The organism is Flavobacterium orientale (assembly GCF_014638005.1).
GTDB classification, from domain to species: Bacteria; Bacteroidota; Bacteroidia; order Flavobacteriales; family Flavobacteriaceae; genus Flavobacterium; species Flavobacterium orientale.
The window spans coordinates 43,501-69,425 of the sequence record NZ_BMFG01000010.1 but is presented as its reverse complement, the minus strand read 5'-3'; the positions used below and the strand labels follow the sequence as shown (position 1 = coordinate 69,425).

Below are 25,925 nucleotides of genomic sequence, written 5' to 3'. Positions count from 1 at the left end.
AAAAATTGTGTTTTAATGTAATTGAGTATAATTTGTGTATAAGCTTAAGTTATTAACATATTGCTAAAATATAGCCGTTAAATTGTTTAATCTTAATTTAAATTATATTTTTGTGTAGACTTATTGATAAAGTCGCAATTTTATCTCTTAAATTTTTTACTATGATAGCAGAAGTAGTTTCACAAAAAGAACTTCAAAAAATGGACCCGGTTTTTGGTCAGGTTTCATTTGATAATCATGAGCAAATTGTTTTTTGTCATGACAAAGATACTGGATTGAAAGCAATTATTGGTATTCATAACACAGTTTTAGGACCTGCATTAGGAGGTACAAGAATGTGGAATTACACGAATGAATGGGAAGCATTAAATGATGTATTGCGTTTATCCAGAGGGATGACATTTAAATCGGCAGTAGCTGGTTTGAATTTAGGTGGAGGAAAAGCCGTTATTATTGGCGATGCTAAAACCCAAAAAACACCTGAGTTAATGCGTAAGTTTGGTGAGTTTGTTCATTCTCTAAGCGGAAAATATATTACTGCGGAAGATGTAGGAATGAAAACCGAAGATATGGATACCGTTCATGATGTTACACCTTATGTAACCGGTATTTCTGAATCAAGAGGTGGTTCCGGTAATCCTTCTCCTGTAACTGCATATGGCGTTTATATGGGAATGAAAGCAGCAGCAAAATTCAAATATGGTTCAGACAGTTTACGTGGTAAAAAAGTTTTGGTTCAAGGAATTGGACATGTTGGTGAAACTTTAGTTGATTTTTTGGTTAAAGAAGGAGCAGAAGTTATCATTGCCGACATCAATCAAGAACGATTGAATGAAGTTAGTGCTCAATATGGCGTAAAAATTTATGCCGGAAACGATTTGTATACCGCAGAAGTAGATATTTATGCACCATGTGCACTTGGAGCTACAATTAATGATAGTTCAGTTTACAAAATAACGGCAGACATTATTGCGGGAGCTGCTAATAATCAGTTGGCTGATGAAAATGTACACGGGAAAATTCTTCAGGAAAGAGGTATTTTGTATGCTCCGGATTTCTTAATTAATGCTGGTGGAATTATCAACGTTTATGCAGAAATCGAAAAGTATGACAAAGCTGAAGCTTTACGTAGAACGGAAAATATCTATAACACATCGCTTGAAATTTTTGACTATGCAGTTAAAAATAAGCTTACTACACACCAAGCAGCTTTGTTAGTAGCACAAAATAGAATTAACGAACGTAAAAAAGAAATGGCAAAATAGTTTTTGCTATATAATATTGTTATTTTTGTGACGCCTTTTTTTAAGAGGCGTCACTAATTTTAAAAAAGTTCTTAAAAGTGTTAAACAGAAGACATATCCGAGTAAAAGTTTTGCAAACTATATATGCAATGCATCAAAGTGGTTCTGATGATTTACAGAAAACCGAAAAGTTTTTGATAGCCAGTATGGAAAATCTTCAGGATTTGTATTTGTTGATGATTTCTACTTTAATTGAAATTAGAGAGAAAGAGCAAACGTTTTTAGATATTTCCAGAAAAAAACACTTAGCAACTGCAGAAGAAAAAGACCCCAATACCAAGTTTGTTGATAATATCGTTTTAAAATTTTTAACGGAAAATAAATCTATAGCCAATGCCGTAGAAAAACGAAAAATCAACGACTGGAAACAGAATGATGATTATATCCTTTTGTTATTGGAAAGCACAAAAAACAGTGTGGTTTACAAGACTTATATGTCCAACCGAATCAATACTTTTGAGGAAGACAGACGTTTTGTAATGGATTTGTTTTCGGAAGTAATTGCACCTAACGATAAACTATACGAATTTTTAGAGGACCACAGATTGACTTGGGTTGATGATATTCCTCTGGTGAATACCATTATTCTAAAACAATTAAAAGCCATCGATCATACCAAAGAGAGTTCGTTTAGTGTTCCGGCTCTTTTTAGAGATGAGGAAGATGAAGAATTTGCCATACAACTTTTCAGAAAAACAGCACTCCGCGAATACGAATTGGCAAAAGAATTTATAGATAGAACTCCAAATTGGGACCCGGATAGAATTTCAGAGGTGGATACTATCATGTTAAAAATGGCAATTTGTGAATTTCTTCATTTTCCATCCATTCCAATCAAAGTGACAATCAATGAATATCTTGAGGTGGCTAAAGAATATGCTACTCCAAAAAGTAGTTTGTTTATCAATGGAATTTTAGATAATTTAGTCAAAGATTTTCAACGTACAAATAAATTAACCAAATCCGGAAGAGGATTACTTTAATAATTAACTAAGACTATGAAAAAAAATGTAATTTACGCAATGTTACTTCTTTTTACAGTGGTACTTTCATCTTGCAAAAAGGAAGATGCACTTTCAAGAATTGACCCTAATAGTACCGATGTTCAAATGACAGCGGCTGGAGATCAACCAACAGCTGCAACTCCGGAACAACCAACAATTACAACAACACCTCCTCCATCAAACGGGAAATTTCCGGTGATGACTTTAAACAAAAAAGAACACAGTTTTGGAGATATCAAAGAAGGTGAAAAACCGGAAACAACATTTACCTTTACCAATACCGGAGAAGCCGATTTGATTATATCAAACGCAAGTGGCTCATGTGGTTGTACGGTTCCTGAATATCCAAAAGAGCCAATCAAACCAGGAAAAACGGGTAAATTAAAAGTATCTTTTGACAGTACCGGAAAACCGGGAATGCAACAAAAATCGGTTACAATTACTTGTAACACACAACAAGGAACAGACGTTTTGACTATCAAAGCTAACGTAATTCCAAAACCAGTATCAACAACAGAAAATCAATAAAATGGAAAACATGCAATCGTTATTACCTTTTCTTCTTATGTTCGTGGTTATTTATTTCTTTATGATAAGACCGCAACAAAAAAGAGCAAAGCAAGAAAAAGCATTTGAAAGTAATTTAAAAGTAGGAGATAGAGTAATAACCAAAAGCGGACTTCACGGAAAAGTAGCTGAATTATCTGAAGGAACTGTGGTTATTGAAACCATGGCCGGAAAATTGAAAATGGAACGCTCGGCTATTTCAATGGAAATGAGTGCTAAATTAGTAGAGAAAAAGTAGTTTTAACACTTACGATACTTATCATTTAAACCGATGTTTGCTAAAAGCATCGGTTTTATTTTTTCAAATCGGTCGTGTTTTGTTTTCTCTTGTTTTGCAGTATCAATATATTCAACAAATTCTTTTTGTTTGAAAGGAGTGAAGTTTTTAAATTTTTCCAAAAGTTCTGAATTTTCATTTAATTTGGACATAAAAAATTCAGACGGAACTACTTCCTTTTTTTCGGGTTTAATGGCTAATCCGTTTTTTTCATTTTCTATAGCTTGGTTTACATAATGCAAAACCAGCTTTTCATCAATTTCTTCTTTTGAGGCAAAACGCCACTGTCTTAATCCTTTTGTTGTGCCCTCGTTAGCATTAATTAAAACTTTTTTTTCATCAGGAAGAAAAACACCATTAAAAAACCAAATCGTGAAATAATCTTTAAAACCACCAATTCCAATGATGTTGCGATTGTTCCAAGTATAAACAATTCCGCCCCATTTTGTGGTTTCAACCAAGTCAGTTTTTACTAGAATTGATTTTAATGCTTCAATTTCCTCAAGCCATTTTTGATTTCGGTTCCAAGTTTTACTTTCTTCCATGTTTTATAAAAAATAGCAGCTGATACGCTAATTAAATTTTAAACATAATTAGTAAATCAGTGGCCAATTATAGATTAAAGTTTATTTTTTTTCGGCGGTAAGTTCTGCAATTTTCACAATAACTTCTACCGCTTTTTGCATACTTTCTACAGGAACATATTCATATTTTCCATGAAAATTATGACCGCCGGCAAATATATTAGGACATGGTAATCCTTTATAAGAAAGTTGGCAACCGTCAGTTCCACCTCTTATTGGTTTGATGATTGGTTTTATACCAATTTCTTTCATCGCTTTTTCAGCAATTTTTACAATATGAAAAACCGGCTCTACTTTTTCTTTCATATTATAATATTGATCTTTAATTTCAATTATAGCAATTTCGTCACCAAATTGTTTTCTGTATTTTTTATTGAATTTGGAGATTAATTCATGTAAAAAGTATTTTCTTTTTTTAAATAATTTTTTGCTGTGATCACGAATAATAAGTGAAACGGTACTTTCTTCAATGCTTCCTGTTATTCCTGTAACATGAAAAAAACCTTCATAACCTTTGGTTGCCTCAGGAATTTCATCTTTGGGTAGTTTAGAGATGAATTTTGAAGCCAAAAGCATGGAGTTTATCATTTTCCCTTTGGCATATCCCGGATGCACACTTTTTCCTTTAAAAGTAATTTTGGCTCCTGCTGCATTGAAGTTTTCATATTCTAATTCACCGATTTGACTGCCATCCATGGTATAAGCCCAATCAGCACCAAATTTTTCTACGTCAAATAGATGTGCACCTCTTCCAATTTCCTCGTCGGGTGTAAATCCTACTCTAATTTTACCATGTTTGATTTCGGGATTTTTAATCAAAAATTCCATAGCGGTAACAATTTCAGTAATTCCTGCTTTGTCATCAGCACCCAATAATGTTGTGCCGTCTGTTGTAATTAAAGTTTGTCCTTTATATTGTAATAAATCTTTGAAGTAACTTGGCGATAAAATGATATTTTGTTCGGCATTCAAAACAATATCTTTCCCATCATAATTCTCAATAATTTGAGGTTTTACGTTAGCTCCGGTAAAATCAGGTGTTGTATCAAAATGTGAAATGAAACCTATAACAGGCACTTCATGTTCTACATTTGAAGGTAAAGTGGCCATGATATAAGCATTCTCGTCAATTGTAACCTCTTTCATGCCAATGGCTTTCAATTCAGCAACTAATTTATGGGCTAAATCCCATTGTTTTTTTGAACTTGGCGTGGTTTCAGAATTGGGATCAGATTCGGTGTCAATAGTTACATAACTGATAAAACGATCTATGATGTGTTGCATAATTTATATTTTGAAATAAATGAAAACAAAGATACTAAATCTGAAGCAGTGGTAATAGTAACTTTTTTACTAAAATTTTTCAAAAACACCCAATCCAAACAAAGCAAAATCATATTTTACCGGATCTGTTGCATCAAGTTTTCGTAAGGAAGTGTCTAATTCTAATAAAGCTTTGGCATCGTTTTGTTTTCGGGTTAAAAGTCCTAATTTTCGGGCTACATTACCCGAATGGACATCTAACGGACATGACAATTGAGCAGGAGTGAGACTTTTCCATATTCCAAAGTCAACTTTTGCAGTATCATTTCTAACCATCCATCTCAAAAACATATTGATTCGTTTGGCAGCAGAATTATTCATTGGATCCGAAATGTGTTTCTCTATTCTGCTAAAGTGAGGAAGTTCAAAAAACACTTTCTTAAATTCAGAAATACTTATTTGTAAACTTGCTGTTTCTTGATTTTTAGCAAAAACGGCTTCCAGTCCTTTATGGTTTTTATAAATATGCTGCAACGATTTTATAAAAAACTGCAAATCTTGTCCATTGAAGGTGCGATGTACAAAGTTTTCCAGTTTTTCTAATTGATAAACATCGTGACTCATTACGAAATCAAAAGGTGAATTTCCCATGAAATCCATCATTTTGTTGGCATTAGAAATAATCATTCTTCTGTTTCCCCAAGAAATGATTGCAGTCAAAAAAGCGGCAATTTCAATATCTTCTTTCAGAGAATAACGATGCGGAATTTGAATAGGGTCACTTTCTATAAACCTTGATTGATTATAGAGTACTACTTTTTCGTCTAAAAACGATTTTAGTTCTGCTGAGTTCATGGTTTGGAAATGTCTTTTGCATAAAATCCGTCTTTCAAATCAGCTGTTTGCATCTGCGGAATTAGGTGTAACCAATACTCATAATAATCAAGTTGTACTTTATTTACACATGGAAGCGGTCCATCACCTGAAGCCCAAAAAAACTCGTTTTTGATGGGTGAATGATAAGTCAAATTACCCAATGTATGTGTTTCATACTCGGTCATTAATTTTGTTTTGGGATGCGGAATAATTATGTTTTCAATGTTGAATGTACTGTTTTTTAATAAAAATTTATTAGAACTAAATGCATTGAAATCCAACGGAACAATCAAAACTAGTAATGTGACTAAACCGGATGCAATTAAACCAAAGTAAATGATTTTAATTTTTTCATGAAAGGCAATTGCTAAACAGAACAAACTAAAAAACAAAACAAAGTTCAGGTGAAAACGATATTGAGGTGAGGTGACCAATAAAATCATTAAATGAATGACCATGATTAAATAGAGTATTCCATAGTTTCTTAATCGTTTCATTCTTAAAATCAAAAACGGACAAACTACAAGTAGAATAATACTAATTTTATTAAACAGTCCATTCAGTTTTGGCATTGAAAGCCATCGCACAAACAATTGATAGGCATTCATTGACTTGTATTCTTCAGCGGTAATATAGAAGCCATATGTTTTTAATTCTTCATAATACATGGACACTATTTTTTCGGGAACTACATGATCAAACGAATAAATGAGCGATGTCGTCATAGGAAAAACAGGCGTTCCGGTGATGATTATGTTTTTTAATAGAAATAATGCTAAGACTAAAAAAGCAATACTACTAATTCGAAATAATTTTGGAACAAAATCTTTGAAATGTTTTATGAAAAGGAGCAGCGGCAAAATTATCAAAGCAATATTCGTGTTTTTGATATACAACATGAATAAAACAAAAGTGGTAAGCAGGTTAAAAACACCAATGGTCATTTTGTTGTAATGCTCAAGAAAAATATAAAAAAGAAAAAATGTAAGTATATAAATGGGTAAATCAGGAGAAGGAGCACTTATAAATTGAAACAATAAAACCAAAAAAAGAGGTAATAAACCAAAAATCAATTGGTTGCTATCTTTTGTAGTTAAATAGTCTTGCAATCTAAAGACAGAATATGTGATTCCTAACAATAAGCAAAATGCACTCAAATCATTAAATTCATTGTATAAAAATGAAAAACTAAACGCACTTTGAGTAATATGCCAACCACTTTGTTGTCCTAAAAACAAATGCAAATTGGCTAAACCTTCAACAAAACCATAATTGTTGAGCCATTTTATAGTTTGAATATAATACGATTCATTATCTAAAATATAAGGAATACTTGCTGCTTGTGCTAAAATTAATAGCATGGAAAATAAAAGAAAACTTTTTAAAAAGCGATTGAGGTTTTTAAACGATTTAATAAATTCTATATAATTGGCTTTGATTTCTTTTTGAAAAAAATAAAAAATAAGACAGTTTAGAAAAAGAATAAAAAGATGAAATTCAATATGAATTCTGCCAAAAAGAGCCCAAATGCTGGTTATAATAGTAATAGAAAAAAGACCTAACAAAGAATTGACAATCAAATCGGATGGATGATATTTAATAAACCGACTATAAACCAAACCAAAATTGATACAAGTAAAAATGATGTAGATGAATGATAGTGCAATTAAAAACATCTGTTTGTTTGATTAATTATTCAATAATTTGTCCGTCTTTCATTACTAGTTTTCGGTCTGCCATGTTAGCTAATTCTTCATTATGTGTTACAATCACAAAGGTTTGTCCAAATTCATCTCTTAATTTGAAAAAAAGTTCATGTAAATTTTGAGCCGAAGCCGTATCTAAATTTCCCGAAGGTTCATCGGCAAAAATCACAGCCGGTTTGTTAAGCAATGCTCTAGCAACCGCAACACGCTGTTGTTCTCCTCCCGAAAGTTCAGAAGGTTTGTGATGCATGCGTTCGCCCAAACCTAAATAATTCAATAAACGTTCGGCTTCTTTTTCAATTTCTTTTGTGTTTCTTCCGGCAATAAATCCGGGAATACAAACATTTTCAATCGCTGTAAATTCAGGTAATAATTGGTGGAATTGAAAAATAAAACCGATTTTTAAATTTCTAAATTTAGACAATTCCTTGTCATTCAAAGATAAAATGGAAACAGAGTCAATAACTAGTTCCTCATTAAAATTTTTATCAGGTTTTTCTAAAGTACCTAAAATTTGTAAAAGCGTCGTTTTTCCGGCTCCTGAAGATCCTACAATGGAAACAATTTCACCTTTTTGTATAGATAAATTGACACCTTTCAGAACATGCACCTGACCAAAAGATTTATGGATATTTTTTATTTGAATCATCGTTTTCATTTTCACAAAGAAACAAAGTTTTGAAGAATTTTATGGGGTATAGTTTTTTATTATTTAAAGATAGATAATAAAGTTACGTTAAATTACATTTATTGTTTAATTAAATGCTATATTTGTTAAACAAAAATTGCTATGAAAAAGTATATCTTATTATTGTTACTTGTGTCACAAACTTCGTGTCAATCACAAGATAAAAACACTACTTTTTTAGTAGTAGACAAACCTGTAGTTATGGAAACAAAAGACGGATTAGAAATAGCAACACTTGCCGGTGGTTGCTTTTGGTGTACTGAAGCAGTTTTTCTGGAATTAGAAGGTGTAAAAAAAGTAGTGTCGGGTTACATCGGTGGGATACTCGAAAACCCCACTTACAAAGATATTGGTACTGGAACAACCGGTCATGCGGAAGCTATTCAAATCACATTTGATCCGAAAGTAATTTCATTTGGCGAATTATTGGAAATATTTTTTGCTACTCATGATCCCACAACGTTAAACCGTCAAGGTAACGATATTGGTACACAATACAGAAGTGAAATTTTTTATTACAATGACCAACAAAAAGAAATTTCTGAAGACTATATTGATTTGATGACTTCAGAAAAAACGTTTACAAAACCAATTGTAACGCGAATTTCTCCTGCATCAAAATTTTATGAAGCCGAAGAGTATCATCAAAATTATTATAACTTAAATAAAACCCAATCCTATTGTAGTTACGTAATTACTCCTAAGATTGAAAAGCTCAAAAAGAATTACAAGAGTAGATTGAAAAAATAAATTCCCAAGAGTTACCTCGATTATCGAACAGCTTATATGGAAGCATTGAAATAATTAAAAAAAAAGCTATGAATACTTTAACTGAAAAAGAATTAATTGAACTTTTGGGGGATAATCATCAAATGACTTCTGCCGAAACACCGCTGCGTCCTGATGCTTTCGTAAAATCGGATGCAGAAAAAATGGAAACTATTGAAAAACATTTTAAAATTATCATGGAGGAAATGGGTCTTGATATGACCGATGATAGTTTGAAAGGAACACCACATAGAGTTGCAAAAATGTTTATACAAGAAATTTTTAGCGGTTTGAATCCCGCAAACAAGCCAAAAATTTCGGTTTTTGAAAACAGTTACAATTATGACAAAATGTTGGTAGAAGCCAATATAAGTTTCAATTCCACATGCGAACATCATTTTTTACCAATTATTGGCAAAGCTCATATCGGTTATGTTTCTAGCGGAAAAGTAATTGGTTTATCAAAATTAAATCGAATTGTAGACTATTATGCTCGCAGACCACAAGTGCAAGAACGAATGATAATGCAGATTTTCAATGAGTTAAAAACTGTTTTGGATACAGAAGATGTGATTGTAGTTGTTGAAGCAGAACATTTGTGTGTGTCAAGTCGTGGCATAAAAGACAGTTCAAGTTATACTTCAACCATTCAATATGGAGGAATATTTAACGAAAAAGAAAACAGAAATGATTTTTTTAACTTAATGAAGCAAGATAAATAAAATGGCACTACTTTTGTCTGAATCGTGATTAAAAATACTATCGATGACAAAAGAAGTTGTTGAAAACACCTCAAAATCAAATAAAAAAAGAGATTTATTTCTAAGTCTTCTTTTTGATGGCATCGGAATGCTCTCCTATTTGGTTCCTGTTTTGGGAACGCTTTCCGATGTAATTTGGGCTCCAATTGCCGGATTACTTTTGCTACGAATGTACAAAGGAACCGTTGGAACCGTTGGTGGAATAATTGTTTTTATTGAAGAATTACTACCGGGTTTGGATTTTATTCCCACTTTTACCATTACTTGGATTTATACTTATTTGATTAAAGATAAAAAGTAGTACCAATTTAAGAATCAGTTACTTTTATTTTCAAACCATTCCGCAATGAAGCCTAATTTCATGCTGCGAAGCATCTTTTTTTCAAACCACCAAAAAAAGGTAAATTGTCCAAACAGAAAACCCGTTAAGACCAATAAAACTTGATAAATTGGAAAAATAGCAATCAATCGAATTGGTAAATAAAAATGGCCAAGATTTTCTTTTGTAAGACCAATCCAATTGGTAAACGGTTTTGATAAATAAGCAGATAATGATCCTGTAATTGCAAATACGATAAATATAATTACTAATTGAAAATTTGAGGAAATTCCCCAACGTTCTTTAAGTTTTTTCATAAAAAAAGCAGGTAATTAAAGTAGTTTTATTGTTATTAGAAATGGGTTTATTAGTAAGTAATTGGTTTTAAAATATTACAACCTTGCTTGAAAACCACCAAGTTTTTGTTTATAAGTCAATTGAAAATAAACCAAATAATTATAAAGCATATAGTTTACTTCATAACCATAATCAATGCCACGCCTGTAATCTATTTGCATTGGATAAAGATTCGGATCATAACGAGAAGATTGAAGAGCTCTACTGTTATACTCAATTACCCATAAATTATTTCGTGCTTCTAAATACGATTGAGAATAATAATCGCGAGGCATAGCTCTGCTTGCTAACCAAGCGTTAAAACCGGGTTCAATAATTATGACCTCATATTCTAATTCATCATTTGCAATTCGAATGGTGTCATTTACTCCTGTTGTAGGTTCTTTAGCAAATGATTTAGATTTATAAGAGTTACAACTAATAACTAATAAACAAAAAGCTGATATAAGTAAACTTATTTTCATTGTATAAAGATACAAAAAATAGTATCGATTTAAAATGACATTCTTCAACAAAAAAAAATCACCAAACTTGGTGATTTTAATTTATTATATCAATAAAATTTATTTTTTAAAAAATTTACCTAATAATCCCCCTAATCCTCCACCTTTTTTACTAACAGCAGCAATGGCATCTTGCATATCAACTTTACCGTCTCCATTTTGATCCAATCCAAATTGACCGCCATATTTGGTTACTGCATCAAGTAAACTGGAATTTCCTGAACCTCCTGAAATTGCTTTCACTAAATCTGCCACATCAAAACCCTTTACATTAGGATCTTTTGCTTTACCAATCAAAGAACCTAATATTTGAGGAATCATGTTTGAAGCTACACCATTAGCAGTATTACTATCAATTCCAAATTTTTGTCCTAAGTTTCCTGAAACTTGTTCTACCAATTGTTTTACAACCGGATTTGATGAAGCTCCTGCATTGTTACCCTGAAATAAACCGGCTAATTGTTCCAGTTTTCCTTCAGAAGCCATTTTTTGTAAACCTGAAAGTAATGAACTTCCGGTTTCTTTCATTACGCTATCATTTAATTCGTTTGGGATAGCATTGTTTTTTACTACAGCTTCATTTCCATATTGCTGCACTAATTGTGTTAATTGTTCAAACATAGCTTAGGCTTTTAAATTATTTTAACGAATTTATAAAATAATATCCTAAATATCAATCTATTTTGTATTATTTTTCTGTTTTTAAAAGGCTAATGATTTGTTCCGCCAGTTCTGTACCAATTCTATCTTGAGCTTCTTCAGTAGCAGCACCAATATGTGGCGATAATGAAATTTTTGGATGCATTAAAATTTTAATTTCCGGTGTTGGTTCGTTTTCAAAAACATCTAATCCGGCAAATAACACTTTTCCTTCATCTAATGCATCAATTAATGCAACTTCATCAATTACACCACCACGAGCTGCATTTACAATTCCCACATTATCTTTCATTGTTTTTAATTCTTCAGCTCCAATAACATAACCATCTTGAGCAGGAACATGTAGTGTGATAAAATCAGAATGTTTCAGCAAATCTTCCATAGGTTCTGTAACAATATCAACATTGATAAATTGATCGTTGTAAAAATCCACACGAATTACCGCCTCTCCCACATATTTGTCCGAAGCAATTACTCGCATTCCTAAACCTAAGGCCATTTTTGCTACTGCTTGACCAATTCTTCCAAAACCTATAATTCCCAATGTTTTTCCTCTAAGTTCAATTCCATTGGCATAGGCTTTTTTCAATCCGTCAAAATTGACATCACCTTCTAAAGGCATATTTCTGTTGGAATCATGCAAAAATCGCACACCCGAAAACAAATGTGCAAAAACCAATTCGGCTACTGATTCTGAAGAAGATGCCGGGGTATTAATAACATGAATACCTTTTTCACGAGCATAAGCTACGTCAATATTGTCCATTCCAACACCGCCACGTCCGATGATTTTTAAACTCGGACAATTGTCAATTATATCTTTTCTTACTTTGGTTGCACTTCTCACCAAAATAACACTAACTTGATTGGCATTGATATAATTGGCTACTTGTTCCTGAGCAACTTTAGTTGTAATTACTTCAAATCCTCCTTTTTCAAGAGCTTTTATCCCACTTGGAGAAATTCCGTCATTGGCTAATACTTTCATTTTTTAAGATTCTGAGTTGCTGAGATTCTGAGTTGCTGAGTAACTTAGATTCCGACAACGTATTTATAAATTTATTTATTTCTATTTTCTATACTTTATTTTCTAACTTCTACTCTCCAATTCCTTCATTACATCAACTAACACTTGCACACTTTCTAATGGCAATGCGTTATACATTGATGCTCTATAGCCGCCAACAGAACGATGACCTGGTAATCCTGAAATTCTGGCTTCTTTACACATAGCATCAAATAATGGAGCATGTGCTTCATCATTCAATAAAAAGGTGGCGTTCATGTTACTTCTGAATTCTGCTACTGCAGTTCCTTTAAACAAGGGATTACGATCGATTTCAGAATATAATAAATTGGCTTTAGCTTGATTTATTTTTTCAATAGCAGCAATACCACCTAAGTTTTTTAACCATTGTAGCGTTAAAAGCGAAGCATAAACAGGAAACACTGCTGGGGTGTTGTACATACTTTCTTTCTCAATATGCTGTTTGTAATCTAACATATTAGGAATAGTTCTACCTGATTTTCCTAAAATATCTTCTTTAACAACTACTAGTGTTGTTCCGGCTGGCCCCATATTTTTTTGAGCTCCGGCATAAATTAAGTCAAATTTTGAAAAGTCTAATGTTCTCGAAAAAATATCCGAACTCATATCACAAACCATCGGCATGTTTAGGTTTGGAAATTCTTTCATTTGTGTGCCAAAAATGGTATTGTTGGAAGTACAGTGAAAATAATCAGCATCCGTTGGAACAACATATCCTTTTGGGATATGGTTATAATTTTCTGATTTGGATGAAGCAACTATAACGGTTTCACCAAAAGATTTAGCTTCTTTAATGGCTGAATTTGCCCAAGTTCCTGTATCTAAATAGGCCGCCTTTCCATCAACTTTCATTAAGTTGTAAGGAATCATTAAAAACTCCAAACTGGCACCTCCATGTAAAAACAACGCTTGGTAACCTTTTCCTTCCAAACCTAAAAGTTCCAAAGCCAAAGCTCTTGCTTCATCCATCACAGCAACAAAATCTTTACTTCTGTGTGAAATTTCTAAAATGGATAACCCGGAGTTATTAAAATTTAAAACGGCTTGAGCGGATTTTTCAAATACTTCTTGTGGTAAAATACAAGGACCTGCACTATAGTTGTGTTTTTTCATTACGGAAAATTGATATCAAAGATTGAAATGCAAATTTCTGAAATTCACTTCTAAATGTACTTTGTTTAAGGGTAGTATTTATTATAGGTTATTAACAAAAACGTTGTAGTTGAAAAGTTAGGTGTCTAATATTTAATAATTTTATGGTTTTCAAAAGAGCCGTTTTCAAAAGTGGTTCTCAGTATATAAATACCGGAATGAAGATTTTCTAAAGAAATAAATGACGAATCTTTTGAAGATAAAGTGATTAATTTTCCTGAACTGGAGAAAAGTTCATATTGAGCCACTTCAAGTAAAGTTTGATTTTCAAATAAAATGTTATTTACGGTTGGATTTGGATAAACCACAATGTTGTTTTTTTCAAAGGAAGAAACGCTTAACAAATTTAAGTTAAAGGCATATGCTTTGCCGGTTGAAAGAGCAATGCCTTCTTCGGGAGCTCCGATTAAAATTTCAGCATCCTGCATGGCTATACTATTTCCAAAATAGTCATCAAATCCTGCGGCACCTTCGCCATAGAAAGTGGTTTGTAAAACCCAGCTATTTGAAATTTTTTTGTAGTACCGTATTGGAAATTTTCTTTCTACTTGGAATATGTAATTTTGATAACCTACTAACATATGAGTGCCGGAAACCGCAATTTTACCTATATAAAAGTCGTTAAAATTACCATCAACACCAGGTTCAAAAACCCAAGTATTATTCACTCTATTTAGAATCAAAACTGCATTATCCGTCGGATTCATTGGAGATACAGCTGTAATATAGAGTCGTTCTCCATCAAGCACAAAGTCTCTTAAGTCATATTCTAAGTTTCCGATATATAAAGTTGAATCGCTGAGAATCCAAGAATTGTTATAGGTAAATGTGTGATGAGCATCTAAAGCATCTATTGCTACTAATAAATTTCCTTGAACTTCAAATTTTAGGCCTAATTCTGTAGTTAAAGGAACAGTCAATTTTTGTTGGAAAGACCAATTTGTTCCATTATAAGAATAGACATAAACCGATCCTGAACTATTTGAATTTTGATCGTTTGGTGCTGAGACAAATAAAGAAGTTCCTTGTATTTTTACACATGAACCAAAATTTTTATCTGCACTAGTATCAAAAGCAGTAATTTTTTGTATAAAAGTCCAAACATTATCTATTTTTTTGTAAACATAAACCGCTCCTGAATCTGTAAATTCGGAGTCGTGAAAAGGCGAACCTACTGCTATATAATCTCCAAAAATAGCTATTGATCGACCAAATTGGTCAGTACTCACAGCATCATCAGCATATAAAACACTTTGTTGCGTTAAAACTTGATTTACTTTTGAAAAAACAAAAACTTTTCCGAGAGTACTGCTAAAAGTTTGACTTGAGACAACATAAGTGTCATCGTGTAAAGCAGTTTGCCAACCAAAACGGATTCCTGAGTTGCTATTTGATGGCAAAAACCCACTTAAATTGGTTTGAGCGGTTAATGTAAAAATAGATAAAAAGAAACTGAACAAAAGTAATTTTCTTAACATGATTGATTTGGTTTCCATCAAAGTTAAGAAAAAAATCAAATAGAAATTAAAAATTCCAAAGTATCAACACCATCAGCATAATCCCAAAGTTGGGGTTTTTGAGTTTGACCAAATGGAATACTGTGGCTGATTAAATCATTGGAAACTATACATTGAATTTGTTCCTGGTCGTTAGTCAATCTGTTTCGTAATGTTTCTAAATCTTCATAAAACTCATAAAAAACACTTGAAATAGGAGAGGAATAACTAGAATCTTCTTTTAAGGTTAAAAATCCATTGTCGAGTAATTTAAAGTTACTCATCAAGAAAACCGCTTTGTTGTAATCATAGTTATTGGCATATTTTTCATAATGAATTACGTCTTGGTAAGCAAAAATAGCATTAAAAAAATCATCAAAAGTATAACCTTCCGGAACAAAAAGTTTAGAAACATTTCGGCATCCTAAACCAAAATAACGAAAAATATCTTCTCCTAAATTTACCAAATTTTCCTGCGATTCATTCCCGTTTAAAACAGCTACAGAATTTCTGTTTTTTCGAATGATAGAAGGTTTGTCTTTAAAATAATATTCAAAATAACGTGCGGTATTGTTACTTCCGGTGGCGATTATCGCATCAAAATTTTCTAATTTCCCATCTGTAAAGGTGATGCTTTCTTCTAGTTTTTTATCAATGACAATCAAATAATTGGCTAAAAACTTGATTAAATGTTGGTCATTTGAAGAGGCTTTAACCAAAACATGATGACCTGAGATTAAAACAGATAAAAAATCATGAAAACCTACTAACGGAATATTTCCGGCCAATATTAACCCAACTGTTTTGGTTTCAACTTTTGAAAAATCATAACGTGAAAGCCACAGGTCTAAATTAGTTTCCGTTAAAGCTGTTGCCCAAGAATTGACAGCAAAATAAACTTGTTCTTTCGTAAACCACCCGTTGTGTGATTGAGACAAAGCCAACAATGTTTCAAAAGCTTCAAAAAAACGGTCATTGTGTTGTACGGCATCATTTTGTTGAGAATTATCCAATGAAAATTGAGATAAAAATTTTCCTAATTCAATAAAACTGTCTTTTTTAACGTTTTGTAACATTTGTAACTTGTTTATGTAGTGTTTTGATTGTAATTTTGCACAAAAATAAGAAATTGAAAGTTGGAAATAGCCAATAGTTAAAATGATTGAATTAGATTTTGAAAAACAAATTTTGACAATCAACTTTTAAACTCTTAAACCTTAAACTTTTAAACAATCTAAAATGGCAATCATAATAACTGACGAATGCATTAATTGTGGAGCTTGCGAACCGGAATGTCCAAATACCGCTATCTATGAAGGTGCGGACGATTGGAGATACAAAGACGGAACCAAACTAAGCGGAAAAGTAATCTTACCCGATGGAACAGAAGTGGATGCTGATGCGGCTCAAACGCCTATATCGGATGATATCTATTATATTGTTCCGGGGAAATGTACAGAATGTAAAGGTTTCCATGAAGAACCACAATGTGCCGCCGTTTGTCCGGTTGATTGTTGCGTCCCCGATGATAATCACGTAGAAAGCGAAGAAACACTTTTAAATAGGCAATCTTTCTTGCATAACGAATAAAAAAAAACCACGCTCAAGGCGTGGTTTTTGGTATTATTGATTTTGAAGTTGTTCAATTATCTTTTGGTATTGTTCCATGCTTTCGTTGAAACCTCCGGTAGCAAGAGCATATATTAACCATACTACAAATAACGCACTGATTATTAAACTGATTAAATTGACAGTTTTCCATGTGCTTAAAGAGCCAATATCATAAACTTCAGGGTTTTCAGCATATAATTTTTCGTCTTTTTTGGCAAGATGTAAACCAATATAAGCTAAAATAACACCTAGTACACCGTTAGTACAACAACAACCTACAAATGAGGTTAATCCTAGAATGATAATAGCAGTTTGATTGGGTAATTTTTGTTTTTCCATACGTTTTGATTTAGTTATATGTTGGTTAATAATAGATTACTTTATAAAAATAGGAGGTAACCATCAAAATTGCGGTTATAATGGCAAAACCAACAATTGTTTTGTGGTAGTTACGCGATTTGTCAATAAAACTCAAACCCACAAATAAAAAAAAAGGAAGTAGGGTATAAATAGCCGGATACATATAAAAAGCAGCTTCAAATTCCCCTTTTAAAAGTAAAGCAATTGCCCTCTGGATGCCGCAACCCATGCAGTCCATGCCAAAAAGTTTTTTACTCATACAGGGAATCATATAGTCTTCCATAGAATCCAAAATTAGAATACCACAAGTTTACTAAAAATATTTTTTAATTCCATTAGGTGATCGTTTTTTTATTTGTTACTACCTTTGATAAAATTTGATTCCTATGAAAAAATTACTAATCGTATTAGTTGTAGTGGCAGCTTTTTTTGCTTTGTATTTGCCAAAAGACAATTCCTTTGCTTTTTATTTTAAAATTTTAGCCATCGTTATTGTTATGATAGGAGTGATGCGTTTAATGAACAAAGTGCCAAGTAAAAATCAAAAAGACAATCAAGATGATGTTGCATAAAGGAGATAAGGTTTCAGTACTTGATGAAGCTATTGAAGGGGTAGTGGTGTCTGTTCAAAACAATGAAATTTTGATAGAAACTACTGACGGATTTTTGATGACATATTTTGTCAACGAATTAATTAAATACAACATTACCAACGATTTAAATTCATTCATATCAAGTGATAAATTACATAAGGCTTTGCATGAGAAAAAGGAACCGATCAAGCGTTCATTTGTTAAAGAAAAGAAATCTAAGAAGGATGAATTTGTACTCGAAATTGATTTGCACATTGAGAAATTGGTGCCGAATAAAAAAGGATTATCCAATTATGATATCTTAACTATTCAAATGGATACAGCCAAAAGACAGCTCGAATTTGCGATTTCAAAACGAATGCCTAAAGTGGTTTTTATTCACGGCGTTGGTGAGGGTGTTTTAAAAGCTGAGCTGGATTTTTTGTTAGGCAGGTATGAAAATGTGTCCTTTCATGATGCTAACTACCAAAAATACGGACTTGGAGCAACCGAGGTTTTTATCAAACAGCGTGTTTAATTGAAATTATGGAACGGTTTTTAAAACGCCTAATTCATACAAATCTCCAAAAGTAAAGTTCACTCCCGCACTGGTAAACACCACTTTTCTGAGTCGAACCGTGTGTTTAAATACATTTTGTTGTAGTTCGGAGTCAAATTCCTCTATTGAAGTTACTTCGATGACACCACTAACATTAGCAATTCCATCCACGCCTATCCAGTTCTCTATACGTGCTGGAGTTGTTGGAGTTGGATTAGTACAGAAAAACGATAAAGGTGTTGGAATAATAGCATTATTGGGTATTGGAATAATAGCATCATAAAGGTTGTAATTGATTGAAGTGTTGTCTTGTCCTATGATGGCTTTTCTTGGCATGTCAGCAGGTGTGTTGCTGTTTTCAAAAAGTGCCACATCAGTATATAAAGTAATAGCTTGAGTGCCCCCGTTTTTATATATAAAAGACAAGTTGTTACCACAGTTACTCAATTCAGAGCTTGCAATAATAGTAGAGGGAGGCGAGGCATTGGTTATGAAATTTCCTAATTGTAATTCTGCAAATAATTGCTGACTTCCATTGCTTTTTTCAAATGTTGTATTAATTAGTTTAATGATGTGGGTGTAGCCTGTAATCAAAGCTTGTCCTATGGTTTCGTCTATGGTTTTGTTGGCAAAAGTTTCAATTTGAATAACTCCTGAAGTAGCGGTCCATTCTTCCGAAACGGTTGGCGTTGCAGGAGGTATAGCAGTGCAAATAACTTGAGAATTTATCGTTCCATCATATACTCGATATGTTACTTGGGTTCCTGCTGCAATTGCTACAGTTCTAGGTTCATCTTCCGGTGTGATAATATTTGGAAAACTTGTAATTGGAATTTGCAACAACAAAGCTTCTCTTTGGTTTGTATAATAAATAAAAAACTGATTATTTGAGCCTGAACATGCTGATGCTGTAACGTTGCTGAAATCAAACGATTCTACATTAAAGTCACCGTCATCACAAGATTGAAAACCAAAAACTAAAAGTATAAGACCTAAAAAGCGTTTCATTTGTGTTGTTTTTAAAAAGCAAAAATAGAACTTTTAATGGCTTGTAAAAGCATTTGTTTTTAATTGGGATGATTTTAACCAATATTACTATCTTTGAAACTATAAATCAAACAAAGAAAAAACATGAACAAACTCATTGTATTTATGATATTTTCCACTTCATCTATTGCTTTTAGTCAAAACTTGCAATCACCTGATAAACAATTAAAAATGAATTTTATTATTTCTGAAAATGGCACGCCTCAATATGAGTTGTTGTTAGGGTCTGAAGCAGTAATTAAAAAAAGTAATTTGGGTCTTGAGTTAAAAAACGAACAAGGATTAACATCAGGATTTTCTGTTCGAAATACAACACAAACTACATTTAATGAAAATTGGAATCCGGTTTTAGGTGAATATAAAACCATTGAAAATCATTACAATGGTTTGATGATTGAGTTGATTCAAAATGCAACCAATAGAAAAGTGCACATGCATTTTAAGTTATACAATGAAGGTTTGGCATTTCGATATGAAATCCCTACTCAAAGTAACTTAAATTATTTTGTTGTAAGTGATGAGGTTACGCAATTTAATTTAGTTGGAAATCATAATGCTTTTTGGATTCCGGGAGATTATGATAGTCAAGAATACGCCTATAATGAAACGAAACTTTCTGATATTGATATTTTAAAGTTGGATATGAATAATGGCATTGGAATGAAAGGACCGATGACAAAAACCAGAATCCAATCTCCAGTGATGATGAAAACAAATAGCGGACTTTACATCAATATTTTTGAAGCTGCTGTTGTGAACTTTCCCATCATGCATTTGGATGTGAATACCGACACCTTTGCCATGCAATCCCATTTGGTTCCCAATGCCATTGGCGATAAAGCCTATCTTCAAGCTCCTGCAAAAACACCATGGCGTACAGTTATGGTAAGTAATGATGCTCGAAAAATACTTAGCTCTCAAATGATTTTGAATTTGAATGAACCCAATGTAATTGAAGATACTTCTTGGATTAAGCCAATGAAATATGTTGGTATTTGGTGGGAAATGCACGTTGGTAAGGCTACTTGGGATTATGCAGGTTCGCAAAATGCTCAAAATACTACTGATGGTTCGCTGAAGCCAACCGGAAAACATGGAGCAACTACAGAAAACACCAAACGCTATATAGATTTTGCTGCTAAACATGGTTTTGACGGTGTTTTAGTAGAAGGTTGGAATGTAGGCTGGGAAGATTGGTTTGGCAATTGGAAAGAGGAAGTATTTGACTTTGTAACACCTTATCCTGATTTTGATGTGGAAGAAGTGAAACGTTATGCTCAATCAAAAGGAGTACAAATGATTATGCATCATGAAACCTCAGGCTCTGTAAGCAATTATGAGCGAAGATTAGACCGTGCCTTTGATTTTATGAAGAAAAACGCTTACAACGCGGTTAAAACGGGTTATGTGGGTAAAATTATCCCAAGAGGCGAATGGCATGACGGGCAATCCATGGTCAACCATTTTAATTATGTGGTTCAAAGAGCAGCAGACTATAAAATTTTAGTCAACTCTCATGAATCTTCTCGACCAACAGGTTTGCATCGCACGTATCCCAATTATATTGCCTCAGAAGCAGCTCGTGGTAATGAATTCAATGCTTGGAGTAATGGAAACCCTCCGGCACATGAAACCATTTTACCATTTACTCGATTTTTGGGTGGACCGATGGATTATACGCCTGGCATTTTTGAAATTAAAATGAGTCATTATGATCCAACCAAAAAAGAACAAGTACATACTACGCTTGCAAAACAACTGGCGTTATATGTAACCATTTACAGTCCGTTGCAAATGGCAGCCGATTTACCTGAAAATTATGAGAAGTATCCGGATGCTTTCCAATTCATCAAAGATGTTGAAGTCGACTGGGACGACACTAAAATAGTGGAAGCAGAACCTGGAGATTATATCACCATTGCCAGAAAAGCAAAAGGAAAAGAAACTTGGTTTTTAGGAGCCATTTCCGATGAAAATGCCAGAAAAACAGAAATTACATTAGATTTTTTATCACCCGGAAAAAAATACAAAGCCACCATTTATGAAGATGCAAAAGACGCTCATTGGGAAAAAAATCCGAAAGCGTATGCTATCAGAACAGTTGAAGTAACTTCAAAATCGAAACTAAAACTGAATTTAGCGGCCGGAGGTGGTGCAGCAATCAGTTTTGTACCTTTAAATTAAAACGACTTACGAGAATTGAAATGAATAAAATATACTTGGATAATGCCTCAACTACTGCAATCCGACCCGAAGTAATTCAGGAAATGACACGTGTCATGCAGGAAGATTTTGGCAATCCTTCATCAACTCACAGTTTTGGAAGAAGTGCCAAAGTAGTTTTGGAAACAGCTCGAAAAAGTATTGCGAAACTTTTAAATGCTACAACTTCTGAAATCATTTTTACCTCCGGAGCTACAGAAGCTAACAATTGGATTATTAGCAATGCGGTAAATAAATTGCACATCAAGCGAATCATTTCATCCAAAGTGGAACACCACGCGGTGTTGTATCCCATTTTAGAATGGCAAAAAGAAGACGTTGAGGTTTCCTTTTTATCGGTTGATAGTAACGGCTGTATCGATTTAAATGAATTAGAAACATTGTTGGTAGACGAAAAACCTACTCTTGTAAGTTTGATGCATGTCAATAACGAAACAGGAGTTGTAATGAATTTAAATACCGTTGGAGCATTATGCAAAAAATACAACGCACTTTTTCATTCCGATACGGTTCAGAGTATTGGAAAACAAACCTTCAATCTACAAGAAACTCCGGTAGATTTTATTGTTGCGAGTGCTCATAAATTCAACGGGCCAAAAGGGGTTGGGTTTGCTTATGTTAAGAAAAACAGTCGTTTAGGAGCGATGTTATTGGGTGGTGAACAAGAAAAAGGTTTGCGAGCCGGCACAGAAGCCATTCATCAAATTGCAGGAATGGCAAAAGCTCTAGAACTAGCCTATGTAAATTTGGAAGCAGAAAGCAATCGAATTAAAGAACTCAAAGCTTTTGCATGGAACGAATTGCAAAAAGTTTTTCCGTTAGTGAAATCCAATGGGAATCTTGAAGAAACGTTTCATTCCTTATTGAATGTGCAATTGCCTTTTTCAGCAGAAAAAACAGCTATGCTACTTTTTGAATTGGACATGCATGGTATTGCGGTTTCTCGAGGAAGTGCTTGTCAATCCGGAACCACAAAGCCTTCACACGTTTTAGCAGAAATGCTTTCAATGGGCGAATTGCAAAAACCCAGTATTCGTATTTCGTTTAGTTATGCCAATACTAATGATGAAGTGCTACACATGATTAAAGTGCTGAAAGAGATTGAAACAAAATAATATGTAAAAGATTCTTATGGTAACTTGAAGATAATCATTAATTGAAAATATATTCTTTAATAACTTGATTATTCACAGTAAGTGTGGTGCAATTCTTTCCCGGTCACTTGTCCTAAATTTGAAATTTCTTTCCAGACTTTGCAGGCTTTTTCTTTATCCCCTGACTGAAATAGTGCTGCAGCTTTGTTGTATAAAGCATCTAAGTTTTTTGGGTCTTTTTCGTAACATTCAGAAAAAGATGCAATTGCTTTGGCATAATTTTTCTCTTGAAATGCTAGAATTCCATGCTTAAATAATTCGTCAGCTTTGACTTGTTTTGCAACGTTACGCATAGTGAACGGTTTCAAATCATTTAAATTATCTGAGAAAAAAATAATGTCTATTCCTACTGAATGTTTTATGTTTATATTTTCGACAACAAAAGGTAATGTAATAGATTCATATTCATTAAAATTTGTTAAGTCCCAATTTTTGAAAGAATTATCCAGCACTTTTTTAAGTATTTGTATTTTTGGCGAATCTTTTTTTGAGGCATAGGTGATGACTGTTTGTATTTTCTTTTCACCAGGATAAATTATTAAATGACCAATTAATTTAAAATTTCCGTACTTCATTTTGTAGGCATCAACAAGATCTTTGCCGATGTTTCCCGTGGTTTTTGGCGTACAATTTGCTGTGGCAACAATGTTTTTATTATTTTTATTTTCCTCTTTAAACCTTGCTAGTAAGGTTTCTTGTTTTACTAAATAATACCTTCTTAGTTTATCATCTTTTAAACCGGCTATTTTTTCGGTCAATTTCAAGGAATCATCCGTAATTTTTTCAATTGTATAACCTGAAGTTGGTGATGTTTTAATGAAGTCATTCTCTAGGTTAAATTTTACACAGTCTTGTGATTTTGAGTGAAAAGGATAATAATTTATGCAAAGCTGGTTAGTATTAATTTTAAATTCCACATAAGTACTTTCTTCTTCATGTCTTGAAAATAACTTACTTCCGTCTTTCATTTCGGATTTTACTTTTATCCATGTTCCATTTAGATCATGAATAGCGTTTTGTCCAGAACCAATAATAGTGTAGAGTAGTGACAGTAGTAAAAATGTTTTTTTCATTTTCTTAACGGAGTGGTTTAAGTAAAAGAATCAGGTGTTTTAGAGATTGAAGCAAAAACTAATTTAATAATATAAAATCACCCGCTGGATTTCATAAACAGGCATCTTATCAATAAGAACGGTTTTCTTGACCCAATTTCCTTTGTCATCTGTTTCAAAAAAAAGCGTGCGTTTTGAGGTTCCGTTTTGTGATGTAGTAGCAGTCTCTACTAATCGATTGGAGTCGTCATACCCTTTTGTAATGCTTTGTACTGTTGTACCGTTTTGAATAAATTCATGAGAAACAATGTTTTTCTGACTGTCATATCCAATTTTTTCTTCTGAAACTTGTTTTATGCTATTGTCAATCACTTTGTTATAAGTCAAATTATTGTTGTCGTCATACATTTTCATTTCAGAATATTGCAGTTCACCGTTTGGAAGATAACTTTCTACTTTTACCAATAAATCACCCAAATATTCATACTTTGTATTGGAAACATTGTTGTTTTGACTGTCAAAATACGACTCACTTAGTTTTTTGTTGGTATCATCATATTCATAGGTGATATAATTGGTGATGCGTTCTGTGTTTTTATAATAACTTTCTTTAATCAAATTTCCTTTTTCATCATAAGTAAAACTAATTTTACTCATCAAACGCTCATTAGCGTCAAAATTTCTTTTTTGCACTAATTTTGAATCAATAAAAGTTTGAACAATTTTATCATATTGACTGCCATCCGGATTTCTTCGGGTGATAATAATGGTATTTCCTTTATCATCACGGGTGTGTTTTGTGGTTAAAAAAACCGCATTGTTCATATATTGAATATAGTCAACAATTTGGTTTTTACCGTCATAAATGGTTTCTTCATGAAGTGCACCTGTCGAATTGAACTTCTTTTCTCGAATTAATTGCCCTTTTTGATTAAATTCCAATACAAAATCATACTCCGAATAGGTCTCTCTTTTTAAACTGCCTGAATTTCTCCCGTCGATAATTTCAAATGATTTTTCTTCAACCGATTTTACCGGACCATATAAATTATAATGGCTTAAATCGCTAAATTCAGGTTCATTGGTGACCGCTATAACTTCTTCGTCTTTGTCTTTTTTACAAGAAAATAGTAGGGTTGAAATCAAAATAAGGGTAATTAACTTTTTCATGAAAGGTGTATTAAAAAAAATCCCGAACCAAAGCCCGGGATGAATTAATTGTAATTTTTTAGTTATTGGGCTACTTGAGTTGCGTTGTATTTTTCACTGACTTTTTCCCAATTGACAACGCTGAAAAAAGCATCTACATAGTCTTTCCGTTTGTTTTGATAATTTAAATAATAAGCATGTTCCCATACGTCCAAAGCAAGAATTGGCGTTCCTGAAAGCCCCAATTTTGACATCAAAGGATTGTCCTGGTTTGGTGTTGCTACAATGGTCAATTTACCTGTTGCATCTACAACCAACCAAGCCCAACCGGAACCAAACTGTTTCATAGCGGCATCAGAAAATTGTGTTTTGAAATTTTCAAAGCTCCCAAAATCTTTAGTTATAGCTGCAGTTAAAGTGGCATCCGGACCTTTTCCGTCATTAACTTTTAGAATTTCCCAAAAGAAATTATGATTATAATAACCACCACCGTTATTTCTAACTGCTTTGTTTTCACCATCTAAATTTTTCAGAATTTCTTCAATTGAAAGAGTAGCCATTGGTGTACCCGCAATTGCTTTGTTTAAGTTGTTAGTGTAAGCCAAATGATGTTTGGAAAAATGAATTTCCATAGTTTTTGCATCAATGAAAGGTTCCAATGCATTGTAAGCATAGGGTAGTGTAACCATTTCAAAAGTACCGCCTTCGTCTGCTTTTACATCGGCAGGATCAGCAACAATAACTTCTTCAATTTCCGGACCTGCAACTTCTACTACTTCTTCTAATTTTTTAGAATTGTTACAAGAAATAAGCGAAAAAAGAACGGTCGGTAAAACGGAATAATAAATAATTTTTTTCATAGTAG

The 25,925-nt window shown here is 33.0% G+C and carries 30 protein-coding genes; 12 read left to right on the top strand and 18 right to left on the bottom strand.

The genetic code is table 11. The annotated features are described in order from the left end of the window. The first annotated feature begins 161 nt into the window (after positions 1 to 161). From IEV15_RS12260 to yajC, 4 genes are all read left to right on the top strand, one after another. Positions 162 to 1,265, top strand: coding sequence for a Glu/Leu/Phe/Val dehydrogenase dimerization domain-containing protein (locus IEV15_RS12260; protein ID WP_188362819.1), 1,104 nt, complete (start codon positions 162 to 164; stop codon positions 1,263 to 1,265). A 77-nt stretch (positions 1,266 to 1,342) separates the two neighbouring features. Continuing rightward, the gene (locus IEV15_RS12255; protein WP_229734151.1) at positions 1,343 to 2,287 is read left to right on the top strand and encodes a transcription antitermination protein NusB; all 945 of its coding nucleotides are present in this window, start codon (positions 1,343 to 1,345) and stop codon (positions 2,285 to 2,287) included. Positions 2,288 to 2,302: 15 nt separating this feature from the next. Next, complete coding sequence (locus IEV15_RS12250; RefSeq protein WP_188362818.1) at positions 2,303 to 2,836, top strand: DUF1573 domain-containing protein; 534 nt, start codon at positions 2,303 to 2,305, stop codon at positions 2,834 to 2,836. A 1-nt stretch (position 2,837) separates the two neighbouring features. Beyond that, a complete protein-coding gene (gene yajC, locus IEV15_RS12245) occupies positions 2,838 to 3,113 on the top strand; it encodes a preprotein translocase subunit YajC (RefSeq protein WP_188362817.1) in 276 nt (91 codons plus the stop codon). 2 nt (positions 3,114 to 3,115) lie between these two features. Here the strand turns inward: yajC and IEV15_RS12240 are convergent, their stop codons facing one another. The 5 genes from IEV15_RS12240 to IEV15_RS12220 form a co-directional block, all read right to left on the bottom strand. Continuing rightward, positions 3,116 to 3,697: a YdeI/OmpD-associated family protein gene (locus tag IEV15_RS12240; RefSeq protein WP_188362816.1), complete on the bottom strand. Its 582-nt coding sequence runs from the start codon at positions 3,695 to 3,697 to the stop codon at positions 3,116 to 3,118. Positions 3,698 to 3,778: 81 nt separating this feature from the next. Then, complete coding sequence (gene pepT / locus IEV15_RS12235) at positions 3,779 to 5,020, bottom strand: peptidase T (protein WP_188362815.1); 1,242 nt, start codon at positions 5,018 to 5,020, stop codon at positions 3,779 to 3,781. Between the two features lie 69 nt (positions 5,021 to 5,089). After that, on the bottom strand, positions 5,090 to 5,854 hold the full coding sequence (locus IEV15_RS12230; RefSeq protein WP_188362814.1) for a TIGR02757 family protein: 765 nt from the start codon (positions 5,852 to 5,854) through the stop codon (positions 5,090 to 5,092). Next, entirely contained in the window at positions 5,851 to 7,551 is a 1,701-nt protein-coding gene (locus IEV15_RS12225) for an LIC_10190 family membrane protein (protein ID WP_188362813.1), read from the bottom strand. The genes IEV15_RS12230 and IEV15_RS12225 overlap by 4 nt, the downstream gene beginning before the upstream one ends. A 16-nt stretch (positions 7,552 to 7,567) precedes the next feature. After that, the gene (locus IEV15_RS12220; protein WP_188362812.1) at positions 7,568 to 8,230 is read right to left on the bottom strand and encodes an ABC transporter ATP-binding protein; all 663 of its coding nucleotides are present in this window, start codon (positions 8,228 to 8,230) and stop codon (positions 7,568 to 7,570) included. A gap of 141 nt (positions 8,231 to 8,371) precedes the next feature. Between IEV15_RS12220 and msrA the strand changes: the two genes are divergently transcribed. The 3 genes from msrA to IEV15_RS12205 all read left to right on the top strand — a co-directional run bounded on the left by msrA (position 8,372) and on the right by IEV15_RS12205 (position 10,099). After that, positions 8,372 to 9,019 carry a peptide-methionine (S)-S-oxide reductase MsrA gene (msrA, locus tag IEV15_RS12215; protein ID WP_188362811.1) on the top strand — a complete coding sequence of 216 codons (648 nt, stop codon included), beginning with the start codon at positions 8,372 to 8,374 and terminating at the stop codon, positions 9,017 to 9,019. A gap of 68 nt (positions 9,020 to 9,087) precedes the next feature. Further along, positions 9,088 to 9,759: a GTP cyclohydrolase I FolE gene (folE, locus tag IEV15_RS12210; protein ID WP_188362810.1), complete on the top strand. Its 672-nt coding sequence runs from the start codon at positions 9,088 to 9,090 to the stop codon at positions 9,757 to 9,759. 43 nt (positions 9,760 to 9,802) lie between these two features. Further along, positions 9,803 to 10,099: a hypothetical protein gene (locus IEV15_RS12205; RefSeq protein ID WP_188362809.1), complete on the top strand. Its 297-nt coding sequence runs from the start codon at positions 9,803 to 9,805 to the stop codon at positions 10,097 to 10,099. Positions 10,100 to 10,113: 14 nt separating this feature from the next. Here IEV15_RS12205 and IEV15_RS12200 read toward each other — a convergent pair whose 3' ends face one another. The 7 genes from IEV15_RS12200 to IEV15_RS12170 all read right to left on the bottom strand — a co-directional run bounded on the left by IEV15_RS12200 (position 10,114) and on the right by IEV15_RS12170 (position 16,409). After that, a complete protein-coding gene (locus tag IEV15_RS12200) occupies positions 10,114 to 10,434 on the bottom strand; it encodes a DUF6787 family protein (RefSeq protein ID WP_188362808.1) in 321 nt (106 codons plus the stop codon). Between the two features lie 75 nt (positions 10,435 to 10,509). Then, the gene (locus tag IEV15_RS12195; protein WP_188362807.1) at positions 10,510 to 10,938 is read right to left on the bottom strand and encodes a DUF6146 family protein; all 429 of its coding nucleotides are present in this window, start codon (positions 10,936 to 10,938) and stop codon (positions 10,510 to 10,512) included. A gap of 99 nt (positions 10,939 to 11,037) precedes the next feature. Then, a complete protein-coding gene (locus IEV15_RS12190) occupies positions 11,038 to 11,598 on the bottom strand; it encodes a hypothetical protein (RefSeq protein ID WP_188362806.1) in 561 nt (186 codons plus the stop codon). A 67-nt stretch (positions 11,599 to 11,665) separates the two neighbouring features. After that, positions 11,666 to 12,625: a D-2-hydroxyacid dehydrogenase gene (locus IEV15_RS12185; RefSeq protein ID WP_188362805.1), complete on the bottom strand. Its 960-nt coding sequence runs from the start codon at positions 12,623 to 12,625 to the stop codon at positions 11,666 to 11,668. Between the two features lie 102 nt (positions 12,626 to 12,727). Further along, entirely contained in the window at positions 12,728 to 13,798 is a 1,071-nt protein-coding gene (gene serC, locus IEV15_RS12180) for a 3-phosphoserine/phosphohydroxythreonine transaminase (RefSeq protein WP_188362804.1), read from the bottom strand. Between the two features lie 125 nt (positions 13,799 to 13,923). After that, positions 13,924 to 15,315, bottom strand: a complete 1,392-nt coding sequence (locus tag IEV15_RS12175) for a T9SS type A sorting domain-containing protein (protein WP_188362803.1) — start codon at positions 15,313 to 15,315, stop codon at positions 13,924 to 13,926. Positions 15,316 to 15,350: 35 nt separating this feature from the next. Then, positions 15,351 to 16,409, bottom strand: a complete 1,059-nt coding sequence (locus IEV15_RS12170; protein ID WP_188362802.1) for an acyl-CoA reductase — start codon at positions 16,407 to 16,409, stop codon at positions 15,351 to 15,353. A 163-nt stretch (positions 16,410 to 16,572) separates the two neighbouring features. Here IEV15_RS12170 and IEV15_RS12165 point away from each other — a divergent pair, with 163 nt between their 5' ends. Continuing rightward, positions 16,573 to 16,923, top strand: a complete 351-nt coding sequence (locus tag IEV15_RS12165) for a 4Fe-4S dicluster domain-containing protein (RefSeq protein WP_188362801.1) — start codon at positions 16,573 to 16,575, stop codon at positions 16,921 to 16,923. Positions 16,924 to 16,956: 33 nt separating this feature from the next. On the opposite strand, the gene IEV15_RS12160 is transcribed toward IEV15_RS12165, so the two are convergent. Together IEV15_RS12160 and IEV15_RS12155 are read right to left on the bottom strand one after the other, a co-directional pair. Then, positions 16,957 to 17,283 carry a CCC motif membrane protein gene (locus IEV15_RS12160; protein WP_188362800.1) on the bottom strand — a complete coding sequence of 109 codons (327 nt, stop codon included), beginning with the start codon at positions 17,281 to 17,283 and terminating at the stop codon, positions 16,957 to 16,959. A 25-nt stretch (positions 17,284 to 17,308) separates the two neighbouring features. After that, a complete protein-coding gene (locus tag IEV15_RS12155) occupies positions 17,309 to 17,587 on the bottom strand; it encodes a DUF2752 domain-containing protein (RefSeq protein ID WP_188362799.1) in 279 nt (92 codons plus the stop codon). A 103-nt stretch (positions 17,588 to 17,690) separates the two neighbouring features. Here IEV15_RS12155 and IEV15_RS12150 point away from each other — a divergent pair, with 103 nt between their 5' ends. Beyond that, positions 17,691 to 17,876, top strand: coding sequence for a hypothetical protein (locus IEV15_RS12150; RefSeq protein WP_188362798.1), 186 nt, complete (start codon positions 17,691 to 17,693; stop codon positions 17,874 to 17,876). Continuing rightward, complete coding sequence (locus IEV15_RS12145) at positions 17,866 to 18,414, top strand: Smr/MutS family protein (RefSeq protein ID WP_188362866.1); 549 nt, start codon at positions 17,866 to 17,868, stop codon at positions 18,412 to 18,414. Before IEV15_RS12150 ends, IEV15_RS12145 begins: the two co-directional genes overlap by 11 nt. Positions 18,415 to 18,420: 6 nt before the next feature. Here IEV15_RS12145 and IEV15_RS12140 read toward each other — a convergent pair whose 3' ends face one another. After that, the gene (locus IEV15_RS12140) at positions 18,421 to 19,443 is read right to left on the bottom strand and encodes a hypothetical protein (RefSeq protein ID WP_188362797.1); all 1,023 of its coding nucleotides are present in this window, start codon (positions 19,441 to 19,443) and stop codon (positions 18,421 to 18,423) included. A gap of 123 nt (positions 19,444 to 19,566) precedes the next feature. Here IEV15_RS12140 and IEV15_RS12135 point away from each other — a divergent pair, with 123 nt between their 5' ends. Together IEV15_RS12135 and IEV15_RS12130 are read left to right on the top strand one after the other, a co-directional pair. Then, positions 19,567 to 21,666 carry a glycoside hydrolase family 97 protein gene (locus IEV15_RS12135; protein ID WP_188362796.1) on the top strand — a complete coding sequence of 700 codons (2,100 nt, stop codon included), beginning with the start codon at positions 19,567 to 19,569 and terminating at the stop codon, positions 21,664 to 21,666. Between the two features lie 20 nt (positions 21,667 to 21,686). Further along, a complete protein-coding gene (locus IEV15_RS12130; RefSeq protein WP_188362795.1) occupies positions 21,687 to 22,820 on the top strand; it encodes a cysteine desulfurase family protein in 1,134 nt (377 codons plus the stop codon). A 68-nt stretch (positions 22,821 to 22,888) separates the two neighbouring features. Here IEV15_RS12130 and IEV15_RS12125 read toward each other — a convergent pair whose 3' ends face one another. The 3 genes from IEV15_RS12125 to IEV15_RS12115 all read right to left on the bottom strand — a co-directional run bounded on the left by IEV15_RS12125 (position 22,889) and on the right by IEV15_RS12115 (position 25,920). Beyond that, positions 22,889 to 23,932 (bottom strand): tetratricopeptide repeat protein, encoded by a 1,044-nt coding sequence (locus IEV15_RS12125; RefSeq protein ID WP_188362794.1) that lies wholly within the window; start codon positions 23,930 to 23,932, stop codon positions 22,889 to 22,891. A gap of 63 nt (positions 23,933 to 23,995) precedes the next feature. After that, positions 23,996 to 25,081 carry a hypothetical protein gene (locus tag IEV15_RS12120; RefSeq protein WP_188362793.1) on the bottom strand — a complete coding sequence of 362 codons (1,086 nt, stop codon included), beginning with the start codon at positions 25,079 to 25,081 and terminating at the stop codon, positions 23,996 to 23,998. A 62-nt stretch (positions 25,082 to 25,143) separates the two neighbouring features. Further along, the gene (locus IEV15_RS12115; RefSeq protein WP_188362792.1) at positions 25,144 to 25,920 is read right to left on the bottom strand and encodes a superoxide dismutase; all 777 of its coding nucleotides are present in this window, start codon (positions 25,918 to 25,920) and stop codon (positions 25,144 to 25,146) included. Positions 25,921 to 25,925: the final 5 nt, after the last annotated feature.